The organism is bacterium, assembly GCA_037128595.1.
In the GTDB taxonomy this organism is placed as follows: Bacteria; Verrucomicrobiota; Kiritimatiellia; order CAIKKV01; family CAITUY01; genus JAABPW01.
In genome coordinates this window covers 1-11,130 of the sequence record JBAXWB010000054.1, presented here as the reverse complement: position 1 = coordinate 11,130, position 11,130 = coordinate 1, and the positions used below count along the sequence as shown (strand labels likewise).

Annotated in this window: 11 protein-coding genes; 6 read left to right on the top strand and 5 right to left on the bottom strand. The window is 57.0% G+C overall.

Translation table 11 applies throughout. The features are described 5' to 3' along the window. Together WCS52_19125 and WCS52_19120 are read left to right on the top strand one after the other, a co-directional pair. On the top strand, positions 1 to 752 hold a 752-nt coding region (locus tag WCS52_19125; GenBank protein ID MEI6169301.1), incomplete at its 5' end, for a hypothetical protein. Then, the gene (locus WCS52_19120; protein ID MEI6169300.1) at positions 749 to 1,213 is read left to right on the top strand and encodes a hypothetical protein; all 465 of its coding nucleotides are present in this window, start codon (positions 749 to 751) and stop codon (positions 1,211 to 1,213) included. The genes WCS52_19125 and WCS52_19120, both read left to right, overlap by 4 nt. 107 nt (positions 1,214 to 1,320) lie before the next feature. On the opposite strand, the gene WCS52_19115 is transcribed toward WCS52_19120, so the two are convergent. The 3 genes from WCS52_19115 to WCS52_19105 all read right to left on the bottom strand — a co-directional run bounded on the left by WCS52_19115 (position 1,321) and on the right by WCS52_19105 (position 3,242). Beyond that, positions 1,321 to 1,473, bottom strand: coding sequence for a hypothetical protein (locus WCS52_19115; GenBank protein MEI6169299.1), 153 nt, complete (start codon positions 1,471 to 1,473; stop codon positions 1,321 to 1,323). 255 nt (positions 1,474 to 1,728) lie between these two features. After that, positions 1,729 to 1,881 (bottom strand): transposase domain-containing protein, encoded by a 153-nt coding sequence (locus WCS52_19110; protein MEI6169298.1) that lies wholly within the window; start codon positions 1,879 to 1,881, stop codon positions 1,729 to 1,731. A 641-nt stretch (positions 1,882 to 2,522) separates the two neighbouring features. After that, positions 2,523 to 3,242: a hypothetical protein gene (locus WCS52_19105; protein MEI6169297.1), complete on the bottom strand. Its 720-nt coding sequence runs from the start codon at positions 3,240 to 3,242 to the stop codon at positions 2,523 to 2,525. Between the two features lie 897 nt (positions 3,243 to 4,139). Between WCS52_19105 and WCS52_19100 the strand changes: the two genes are divergently transcribed. Together WCS52_19100 and WCS52_19095 are read left to right on the top strand one after the other, a co-directional pair. After that, complete coding sequence (locus WCS52_19100) at positions 4,140 to 5,813, top strand: peptidoglycan-binding protein (GenBank protein MEI6169296.1); 1,674 nt, start codon at positions 4,140 to 4,142, stop codon at positions 5,811 to 5,813. Between the two features lie 398 nt (positions 5,814 to 6,211). After that, complete coding sequence (locus WCS52_19095) at positions 6,212 to 6,706, top strand: transposase (protein MEI6169295.1); 495 nt, start codon at positions 6,212 to 6,214, stop codon at positions 6,704 to 6,706. A gap of 430 nt (positions 6,707 to 7,136) precedes the next feature. Here the strand turns inward: WCS52_19095 and WCS52_19090 are convergent, their stop codons facing one another. Both WCS52_19090 and WCS52_19085 read right to left on the bottom strand, forming a co-directional pair. Next, positions 7,137 to 7,766: a class I SAM-dependent methyltransferase gene (locus WCS52_19090; GenBank protein ID MEI6169294.1), complete on the bottom strand. Its 630-nt coding sequence runs from the start codon at positions 7,764 to 7,766 to the stop codon at positions 7,137 to 7,139. Then, the gene (locus tag WCS52_19085) at positions 7,763 to 9,118 is read right to left on the bottom strand and encodes a glycosyltransferase family 2 protein (protein MEI6169293.1); all 1,356 of its coding nucleotides are present in this window, start codon (positions 9,116 to 9,118) and stop codon (positions 7,763 to 7,765) included. Before WCS52_19085 ends, WCS52_19090 begins: the two co-directional genes overlap by 4 nt. Positions 9,119 to 9,482: 364 nt before the next feature. Between WCS52_19085 and WCS52_19080 the strand changes: the two genes are divergently transcribed. Together WCS52_19080 and WCS52_19075 are read left to right on the top strand one after the other, a co-directional pair. Then, entirely contained in the window at positions 9,483 to 9,635 is a 153-nt protein-coding gene (locus WCS52_19080; GenBank protein MEI6169292.1) for a hypothetical protein, read from the top strand. Positions 9,636 to 10,036: 401 nt separating this feature from the next. Further along, positions 10,037 to 11,130, top strand: a 1,094-nt coding sequence (locus WCS52_19075; protein ID MEI6169291.1) for a hypothetical protein, incomplete at its 3' end; no start/stop codon positions are given.

Genomic DNA, 11,130 nt, shown 5'->3' with positions numbered 1-11,130 from the left:
ACCGGAAAATCCGCCCTACGGCTATGAAAAGCGCGTCAGGTATCCCCTATTGGCCGTCCCGGGACCCGATCGGGGAAAGGGGCGGATTGAATCTGTATGGGTTCGTGGGGAATGACGGAGTTAATTCGGTGGATTACTTGGGTGCGGCCCATCTGCGCCTATGGTATACGACCCCGCAAAAGATTACGTTAGGAGATTGTGGCTCATACAATTGGACCATTAAATGGGGGGTTCGTCCGAGATCGGGTGCGGACGGTGGCATTGTCCTTCAGCATATTAAATATAGCGCATCGGATGCTGGCGGCAACTCGCTGGAACTGCCGAGCGATTATTGGGAAGCATGGAGGGTTCTGCCGAAGTCGCGGAACGTTTCTAGCATAGTGGAAGTTTTTGATGACGAAGGTGAGACGTCAATAGAAATCGCCGTGGATAGCTGGGTTATGGGAGGTTGGGCCTTGCCTGTGCCATCTTACGAAGGCACTGAAGGTACAAGCGAAATCCAAGGATGGGCATGGTATAAGGCCCCAGTTAGTTTGAAAGAGCTGGACACGAAGATGCCCCGCGGCACTGTGCAGGAAGCGGGTACTCTTTGGGCCTCTTACACGGAGATGTTCGCGGACAGACGCCGGTCGAATCTTGTATACCGAAAGTTGGTGGTAAAATGGTGTTGCACGTCGGGTGCCTCGAAGGAGGACAGGAAAACAAAAATTGTTGAAATGTTTCCAAAGAGCGATAAGGTATTTATCAAATGAAAAAGATGCGCCACGCCCTCGTCTTGTGTATTGCCTCATTAGGTTTGTCCATGATAGCATTATGTGGAGAAGAGGAGCGTACTCGACTGAATACGGATCAGTCCGTCATAAAGGCGCTCGGAAGGGAGCCGACGGATCATGGAAGCCTTAATGAACTAATTGAAAAAAATCGTCTGCCAGTCGACGGTAGGCCAAATGGAATTGGAGTTTTCCTGAAACAAGTCGGACTCGATCCGGAAAAGATCGTTAAAATCGAGGGGCGAATCAAGATTCGAGGGTCCATCAAGAGAATACGTGTCAGTCCACGCTACGAAATATGGCTTCAAGGCGAAGTTTATTCGGATAAAGAGATTATCACGAAGGCATCGGTGGTGCCATATTCAGAGAAACTGTTCGGTTATAAAATCACTAATAGAGAAGACTGGAATAATGTGATCTTCTCGGCAAGCGGCGCTCCATAAATGAGGCCGGTCCTTGGGAAATAGAGGACCGGGGCCCTGCTGTTAAAGGCCGAATTATCATCGTAGAATCCGCCCCGAAAACACGACCAGAGGGCGGCCATTCACACCTAGACGCCATCTACCGCTTGGGACAAGTCGATTTCAACATTTGCCGCAGACTGCAGGATACCGTCCGATCCATCGCCGGGAAGCGGCAGGGCATCGAGCGCGGAAAGCATGGCGGATGCCAGACAAAGGCAGATAGTTTTGGGGGATTTCATGGTTTTGTGGATGATGAATTCGACTTTGTTTCTTGCGGTTCGGTCGTGAGTTGAACACTCACCTCGCGGGAATAAACCTCGGGAACCCCGGTGCCCTTGATCTCCGGGCCGAGGAGAACCGATGCCTCGCGAAAATGAACCTCCGCCACCGAAGGAAGCGCAACGGCTGTAAGCGGGGCCCCAAGCACCGTATGAAGATGCTAGCGGTAGCGTAGCGTTGGGGTCATAGTTGCGGCTCCTATGAGTGCAACGTGTTCAAGCCCGGCGTTTTGCCCTTCTGCCGCGGGCTTTGAGCCAGGCGGCGGGGACGAGTGCGGCCACTTCCCCTGCCTTCATCCCCGGCAGGCGGGTCAGGACATCCTCGAGGTAGTCCCGTGGCGCAATGCCAAGGCGGCGGCAGTTTTCCACGATGGTGTAGAGGATCGCGCACTTCTGTCCGGCACCCTTGTTTCCAATGAAGAGCCAGTTTCTTGCCCCAACCTTGGTTGGGCGGAGGGCGTTCTCATTGAGATTATGCCGCGTCCACGTTTATGCCGCGTGCATAACCTGGAGGCTGGTTTTGCTGTAGTTTGTCGCTCCGTTCCGCAGTCAAACGCGGCATAATCAAAGGCTCTCCAAGAGGCCAAGCAGTTGATCGGTCGGGTGATAACGTTTGGGGACCACTTTGCTTTTTTGTTGATGGCCGAATTGACATCGTGGCGTTTTACCAAATTGTCATCGTGGAATATTTCTGAAATTTCCACGCTTTCATCGTACTTTGAGTCCGCTATGGTCGTAGGGTTCTGCGAATTGTTCCACAGCCACCGGGCGTCCGGCGGCGGGTGCAAACCGGGGCTTTGCCCCAGACCCCAGGATTTTCAAGGCATGGACGGATGCTCCCAACGATGGGTTTTGACGACGCGGAAGGGCGTATCCCCGGTGTCCGGAGATACTACTTGTTTTGTTTTGCGACATCGTCGGTCGCATCCGTTCCGGTTATCCCTCGGCGGGTCGTCTCCCAACGTTGCCCGCTTGTGTTTGGCCGGAAGAAGTTATGTTTTCATGAGGGATCATCCGCATTCAGCCAGCCAATGACTGATGTCGATGATGGCAGCCCCGCCTGGCGACACGAGGTCCTTCCCAAATCCTGTTGCCGCCAAAAGCCATCCGATCCCCCTCCCGGGGGAACGATGACAGTTCGGCCTAACATGTCTCTTCGGTGCCAGAAAATCCGACACCTGGAGCAGCACATGGAGCCTGCCGAGAACCCGTTTCGCCTCGCCAAGCGCCCTGCGCAGATGCCGCCAGACTCTCTCTACCGGAGGTGCGCTCATGTTCCTGTCGGGTTCGACGACGCGGAGAATGGCGGGGGCGGCGAGCCAATGGTTGGCGCGAAACCGTTCCAGCCAGCGATAGGCTGTGCTCCTGGAGCACTGCCCAGCGGCGGCGGCGGCATCGGGTTTCGTGGCCGGCGGGGAGGCCGTGCCGAGATCAGCTTCCTCGCCGTAGCCAGTATCAAGGATTGCGCCGATCCGCGCCGCCCCAAGCGTGGCACCGGGAACCCGGTCCACGAAGTGAATGGAGAAAGTCCGGCCGCAGCCATCGAGCTCGCGGCGGTTTGAGCAATAGGCACGGATGCCCCGGTGGGTGCCGTCGGCGGCCTTGAGGAAACCATGGGCCTTGAGTGTCTCCGTGCGCATGCAATGGGGACACGGGTTGGCGAGCAACAGCGTGCGCAGGTTGAGGAAACGGCAGCTCCCCACATCCAGATTGGGTATGAAATTGGGCATAGGGATGGATTCTACCGGAGCCTGCGGGACGGCGGAAGGAAAAAGACGCTGTGGAACATTCGCGGCCGGATTAACGCCGTGTTTTTCGCGGAATCCATACAGTCACAATTCGGCCAAAACTGCCCCGAAAACACGACCAGAGGGCGGCCATTCACAGCTTTTCCCCGGAGCAACAGAGCTCCCTGCTCAAGGCCTATCGGTGAAAACGGCGGGTTGCTGCGGTTCGTCACGGGTGTTGTGAGCCAGTGAGGCTGCATGAGCACGGCGTTGATTTGTTTGAGATCAACGGTTTTGGTGCTGTCGCGCACGGCACGGAGCTGGAGGGCTGTGTTGAGGTAGGGCATTCAAGGCGGCCACGGCAAGACAAACCCCGCCGAGACCGGTAAAAATGTCTGACGAATTTCCTTCCCTTAGCCGCCTGAAGTCGCTATCACTGCGCTTGGAAAGTGGCCTACTTCAGCACAGCAACCGCGCCTCAGCGCCACAACCCAACCGGAAAAAACCGCGTCTGGGATTTTTTTCGTATCCGGCCATTTCGCGTTCCCCTAACCGCCGCCAGCCCCTGCGACCGCGCTGGGAAATCCGCCCTACACCTACGAAATCGACGTCGGGTATACCCCGTTGGCAATCCAGGGACTCGATATGGGAACAGGGAGAGTTTAACCTCTATGCGTTCATGGGGAATAACGGGGTTGATCGATGGGATGTCTTTGGCAGAAGCCCCATATCCAGGACAAGAAATCGCTTAAAGATGGCATTCCGGGGTATTCGATCGACATCATGTTTTCGGGCTGAATTGGCCCCGTTCCAATCCCCGTCTGACAATTGATGATCATCTGAAAAAACGCCCCCACGCAATATCTCTTGTTTCGTACAAACACTAACCCGACGATTACCATGCCACTCAATAACTGCGATATCCTCATTCAAGCCGGACACCAAAACACACCAGACGGAGCCACCGGAGGTTCCGGACCACTAGGGGACGAGATCGACTGGACACCCGTCATCTCTGATGAGGCCGTGGCCATCCTTAAAGCTGCCGGAGTGAATGCGGTGAAGGAAGATGCCTCGATCAAACACTCCGACCGAAACTATAATTGCAAGCTCGCAGTCTTCGTACATTTCGACGATCCTGACAGCGGGGAGAGCGGCCCATCGGTCGGCTATGATCATGACAGTGATGCCGCTGCGGCAAACGTATGGAAATCACTTTACAAAGAGTTTTTCCCATTCAATGAAACATGGCGGGAGGACAATTTCACCGAAGACGAACATCATTACTATGGGTTCAGCCACACATTCACCAGCGACGCGGAGTTTTTGATTGAATTCGGAGATTTGAACAGCCTGCGCCAGGCGCAATGGTTAAAGCCCCGGCTTCGCTGGCTAGGTTCGCTGCTGGCACACTACCTAAGCAAACGTAGCGGAATGGGGGATGTTCCCAAACCCGCGCCGTATGACGAAAGCAGCCATCCAGGATATCCAATTAAGTTCAAATTGAAGAGTGCTACATTTTCTGGAGATCCGGTACTGGAAGCAGTGGTTTCGGGCAATATCGTGCTTTCGCAATCGCCAATTAAGGTCAATGGAACAGGGCCTGTGCAGGACGCACTCAAGGCATTGGCACTTGCGGGGCACCCCAATTACGGCATCGACTTTAAGGGAAATTCAAACCTTCGCGGTTTTTACGGTCCCAAGACGGTTGCCGCGGTCAGAGCCTTTCAAAGTGACAACAAGCTAGATGTCACCGGCGAGATTGACGATAAGACCATCAAGTCCCTCGACGTTGCAATGCTTGTTCTGGAGCCCCCTCAGGTACCCGAGGTCATACCACAGGGCAGCGGAGTTGATCCAATGAATCCCGGTCCGGGAGCTAGACCCGTCGGCCAAACGGAACCCTTTCGAACATCTGCATCGAGTTCAGGCAACGAGAATGGCAGTTCAAAGACGACTGGATTGCTCGGGAAATCACAACTGTTTGACGACGGGACCATCGTTGTGGACGCCACCGAACAACTTCGAGCCGTGCGTTCGGATGGTCTCAATGGGACGCTCACCGGCCAATGGCGGCGAGTTCAAAAGGGCAAGTCCTTTGCGGTGCGCCAAGAAAGTTACTCATATCGAGGACGGCACTTACCCGACGGGGCGCTATTTCTCGACGTTGATGGCATTCCCACCACAGTTCCAGCCGGTTTTACTGCCACCGCTGTGAAAAAAGTGAAGGCAACGCGGTTCGGTAAAGGCGACAAGCAGGACGAAGGTACAGGTTCTCCAACGATGGGGACGGTGCAGACTGATAGTGAAGTGGTTGGAGGCTCGGTTAAAATTTCAATCATGTCTGCCGTTTTCGGCAACAACTGGCAGGACAACGACAAGCGGCTTTCAGCCTTGATCGAAGTATATTTCAATAAGACCAGAAAAATGGTCCGCGTGCCGCTCGTGGATGTCGGGCCCGGAGAAAAGGCACCTTCCCATGCGGAGGTCGATCTCACTCTTGCCTGTGACCAATTTCTTGGAACCGATGGTTTGGCCACAGTTGACTATCGCATACTTGTTCCAAGTGCATAATGTCAAATCGCACTCAACTACATCATCGCCCGAAAAGGCGACAAGCCCATCGTTTCTTTCGTGACCCTGATTCACCAGATACTGGGAAGCTGACCTGGGCCCCGGTGCCGGCCGGGATTGAGGATTTCAAGGGAGTTTTCAAGGAGCGGATCCGCATGATTGTGCGCGATGGGCATTTGGAGATTATCGCTCAGAGCTCACGGATTTGTGCGGTGAGAGTCACCTCCCGGACAACGGGATTTACCGGCGAGGGGGCACCGAACCCGTGACGATCACGGCGAGTTCAGGCAAGGAGCCGATTGCAAGACGACGGGTCCGAAGGATGCAGGAGGAAGGCAAGGAGCGCGAGGTGCGGCTCAACACCTACGCGGAAATCCGAAGCAGCAAGGGGATTTTTGATGCGATTCTTGAGGCATGTGCCACGGGCCTCCAGTTCCGGTGTTGGCAAGATGACCGGGACGAGGAAGGGCACGGTGGCCACCGCCTGGAATGCGCGCAGCAACGAGTTCCTCGCGGCGTTCCGTGCGCGGGATCTGGCCGCCATCGACGTGGTGGCGGTGTACTTTGACGGCATTTTTCCGGGCAAGGAGCGCTGTGTGGTGGTGGCCACGGCGATTGACACGGAGGAATACAAACACCTGTTGGATTTCGAGGAGGGCAGCAGCGAGAGCGGGGTGGTAGTGAATGGTTTCTTAGGCAGGTTCGCCGCACGCGGATTGGTGGTGGGGCGGGACCGCCGGGTGCTGGTGCTGCGTGACGGCAGCGCGGCGATTCAAAAGCGGTGGGTGAGTTCTGGCCCGACGCGGTGCAGCAAGAGTGCCTGGTGGATGTGGAGCGGGTGGTGTGTGCCAAGCTCTCCCACAAGCACAAGCGCGGGTTTGTGGAGCAGATGAATATCCTACGGGGCGTGGAGGGTGCGGAGGACGGTGATGACGCACTGCTGGCGTGTCCAACCGCATGAGCCGGATAGTGGTTTCAATGGACTGCCACCCGTCGCCGCAATCCTGCCAGAGCGCCCCCTTGCGCATTATGCGGCTATGCGGCTGACGAGTTCCTTGACCTTGTTGGTATGGCGCAGTTTGAAAAGAAACTGCAGGCCGCGCTCCTCATGCTCTAACATAACCGCATCCGTGCCGTAACCGCAGTCGCAATGGATGAAGGTGGGCCATTGGTGACGGGGCAGTTTTTCGAGGGTTTGCCAGATGTGAACCTCCGTTTGCGGAGTGGGAGAGTAACGCTTCCACTAACGCAAAAGCCGGGGATCCTGAGGCGGGACCGCAGAATCTGATGCGCTCGCAGTCAACTTTGGGTGAGTCCGTACACCTAAGCCCTTTCTGCAAACTTGACCAGCAGCCCGCACGGATCGCCCTCGAACAATTCGTGAAGAGCTCCGGGACCAACGCGCACCACGCCAAGCCCGTGGGACCATGGCATTTCGAACGTCATGTATGTCGCTTTCAGCTCGTCAAAAAACTTGCCGACTCCAAAGGTCGGGTTCTCCGGCACGTTGATGTCATGGAGCAACACCACTGCTCGTTCGGACAGCAAGTGGAGCCACGTTTCAAAGTCGTGCTTCACGGCCTCGTAAGTGTGCAATCCGTCGATGTGAAGAAGGTCGATCTGTCCGGGCTGAAACAAGGTGGCCGCTTCGTCAAACGTCGTCCTAAACCATGATGCGCACTTGAAGGCGTGTGCCTTGAGCGCGAACCCATCATAGACCGTGGAGTCCGCACCGTAATATCCCGCATGCTCGTCTCCTTCCCACGTGTCCACGCCGTAGCATTCGCAGTCCACCCCGAAGACGGTCACGGCTTCGCAGAAAGACAGGAAGCTGCAACCATGCCAGACGCCAAGCTCCACGATCGTCTGCGGCCGGTGATGCTCCACAATCCAGCCAGCAAACTCACAGTGCCCAGCCCACGGCCCCGCTTTCAACGGTGGTACGAATCTCACCGGATGTCCTCCTGTTCGCGTCCGCACGTGGGCTTCTCAGAATGAGCACATTTGATCTTCCAGTAATCGGCGATCTTGAACACCTTGCCGGCGTCGTGGCACATCCCCTCATCCGGGAAGGCGCCGAGGTTCTCCGCAGACCAGCGGAACTGGAATTGTTCGATTACTGCGCGCTTGTAGAGAGTACAGCCCGACAGCGCATGCGGCACGGGCTTCAGTTGATTGTTCGCTGCGTCGAATGCCTGCGCGGGCTTCCAGCCGCTGTAGTACACGCCGCCGATGAGGTCGGCTTGGTCCGTGACTTCCTTGAAGTTGTCCAGCAGGTTCGAGCACTGCGGAATCACGTCGGACTCCATGACGATGAAATAATTCCGCAGCGTACGCAGGAGGTCTTCACGCAGCACGGCCAGGGACTCCGATCCCTTGCGGAGAAACAAAGTGGACACCGCGATCACGAAGCGAGGTTGGACGATGCTCTTGAAATGGGGGTCCTCGTAACAATCAGTGTAAGCCGTCATCGGATCCGGCTGGAAATCGGTGTGACCATTCGATCCGAACATCATCCAGCGGACCTTGACCGCGCCATAGTCTTCATAGGCTAGGAGGAAGCGGGGCAGGCACGGCGAAATCTTGACGACGACATACTCGTCGGTGTCGATCAGGGCCATCCAGCGGCACTCCGGGCCGTATTTCCGCAATAGGTAGAGATAGGCGTTGGTCTGGACGTCGGGCGCCGTGCTCGTGAAACGTTCGACAGTAACATGCCCGGAGAGCCCTGCCCCGGCGATCGTGGTTGCCAGCGGGACCCTGCTTTCATTGTCCAGCAGGTAAATATGGGAGACCCCGATGGAAAGGTGGTGGCGGATCCAATCCACGATTTGGTGGTTCTCGTCCTTGCAGATCGCTCCGATTGACACGTAGTGGATAGGGGGCCGCCGGATCGTGCCGGGCTTGTCCATGCCCCACACCGTGTGTCCATAGCGATTCGAACCATAGCCCTCGATTTCCAACACATATTTCCCGGGGGGCAGTTCGATCGAGTCGGTCACGTCATGAGCCTGATAGACGCTGCCCAGGAGCTGACCATTGATTTTGAACCTGGCCCCGTCGAAGAAGCTGGCGCTGCCGTTGAGGAAACCGCGGACTTCCACGTGTTCGTGGACGACGAGTTCAAACCGGGAGTTCGCATGCGCGGAAACCGTCCACCGGAAATCCGGCGAGTTGGTCACCGGAAGATCCTCATAGCCCAGATCACCGTTTAAGCCGATGCCGCCATGGCCGGTCGCCGCGGAGTGAATTTGAAAAGGCGCCATCCAGTTCCCGTTTTTCGCGTCGGCGACATTGAGTTGCATAGGCTGGTTTTTCAGGAATAACTGAAGTGCATGGCAAGCGGTATCTCACTCGAAGTGGTCATGACTAACCAATTTCTCTCAGACTTGGAAGTTTATTCTAATCACGGTCGAACGGTGCTCGATCGTGCCTGCGGCGAATGAAGCGATGCGCTTGATTCCGTAATCGCACGAATCCTGGAAGAATCCCCCCCTCCGTGCGGGAGAAGAGGGGCTAAAGCGGCATGAAACCCGCAGTGCCGGAGCCGACCAAGGTGTTGGTCCGGCAGGAGGATCATGCAGGAAAATGAGGGGTTTCGTCAGAAACATGGGAAGATGCGTCAACTGCTAAGATAGCGATCCGGTTCCCTTTGCCAAGGCGTCTTTTTTGAAAATCCTTGGGCAGTGGTTTTTGGCGGGCGGGGTGCCGGCGGTGTCAGGTGTATTCGAGAACGAGAACGCGGGCATTGCCAAGGGGGATCCCGGGGGCTTGCCATGCGGAGCTTTGGTCGAACCGTTCGGGGTCGGGCACACGAATTGATCTGCCGTTCGAGGTGATTTTCCGGAGGGAGAAGGGATGGCGGAGCAGACACCCGGTAATCCGCCGCTTGCGAACCTGCCGGAAGGCGTCGGAAAATATCATGATCCTTCCGGCGATTTCATTTGACTTGGTCCCGATGCGCTGCTCCTACTGACTGCATGGTCGCCTCAGGTTCTTCGTCGGATTCATTTTCCCCGCCGTCCGGGTCATCGGGGTCCGATTCTTCGGGGGCCTCGTCAGGTTCGTCAGGTTCGTCAGGTTCGTCAGGTTCGTCCGGGAGTTCGAGTTCGTCACCGGTGCCGACCCACGGGGGGAGTCCGGACCCTGTTTATACAGCCTGCGACTGTTGTTGCGAATGCTCGACGCCCGTCGTCACCAACTCCGAAGTGAACGTGCGCTTCATGGACGGCGCGACCCTGTTGGGCGAGTCCGATCTTTCGGGTGGGGGTTTTGGCATTGGCTGGGGGCACACCCGTTGCTATGGGAACCTGCTGAGTTCCAATGTGGGCGGTTGGAACGGCAACAGCGTGATGGTGCGCGAGGCCGAATGGCTGGCCTTTGTCAGCCCCTCCACCGTGTGCGTGGTGCGCGACATGCAATCGAGCCTGTGGTTCGATCTGGTCGGCGGGACGTGGGTGCCCAGATACGGGGTGCATGCGACGCTGACCGGGCTCTCATCATCTTCTTTTTCGTCATCATCATCCTCGTCATCCGGAATTGACCAATACGTGCTCTTCGAGGAGGAAAGCGGCACGAGCAGATATTTCGGAGCGGACGGCTCGCTTGTGCGCATCGTCGCGCCGGGCGGAGTCGAGGCGCGGCTGACCTATGCGGGCGGCTCACTCGCAAGCTTCGAGGTTGCCCAGGGGGGCATGTCGGCGCGCTACGTATATGAATACAATTCCGCCGGATTGCTAGGCACGGTCACCCAGCAGACGGTCGCTAACGCGATCCCCACGCCGGTTCGCCGCGCCCTCTACACGTATTTCGGCGCGGGGGATTCCAGGGGCTGCGCCGGCGACCTGGCCTCGGTGGAAATCCAGATGTGGTGTTCGACCAACGGCATGTGGATGAGCGTGTCGCGCTCGGGATACCGGTATTATGTAACCGACGGGGCCGGCGGCTTCGCCCACGGCCTGAAGTATGTCATCGGTCCGGCGGCGTGGGACCGCATGACGGACGATCATTTCGACCCGATGACCTACAATCCCGCAGGTTATGCCGACCACTACTTCGAGTATGACTCCAGGCGCCGGGTGACGGTCCACCGGACCAACGGCGGGGAAATGGAATACCGGTTCGTCTATCAAGCCAACACCGCGTCCTCATCCACATCCTCGTCAACATCCTCCACCTCATCGTCCTCCGCGCCCGGGACGGGCGATCCCAACGCGTGGGTCTGGAAAACCACGGTCACCCGTCCGGACGGCAGCCTGCATGTCGCCTACACCAACGTCGCGGCGCAGACCATGCTGCTGGTGCTGTTGCCCGGGGA

Bases quoted from the DNA above. Each gene is read 5' to 3' on its own strand.
- WCS52_19120 (MEI6169300.1), top strand. From the start codon at position 749: ATGAAAAAGATGCGCCACGCCCTCGTCTTGTGTATTGCCTCATTAGGT.
- WCS52_19115 (MEI6169299.1), bottom strand. From the start codon at position 1,473: ATGAAATCCCCCAAAACTATCTGCCTTTGTCTGGCATCCGCCATGCTT.
- WCS52_19105 (MEI6169297.1), bottom strand. From the start codon at position 3,242: ATGCCCAATTTCATACCCAATCTGGATGTGGGGAGCTGCCGTTTCCTC.
- WCS52_19100 (MEI6169296.1), top strand. From the start codon at position 4,140: ATGCCACTCAATAACTGCGATATCCTCATTCAAGCCGGACACCAAAAC.
- WCS52_19095 (MEI6169295.1), top strand. From the start codon at position 6,212: ATGCGATTCTTGAGGCATGTGCCACGGGCCTCCAGTTCCGGTGTTGGC.
- WCS52_19085 (MEI6169293.1), bottom strand. From the start codon at position 9,118: ATGCAACTCAATGTCGCCGACGCGAAAAACGGGAACTGGATGGCGCCT.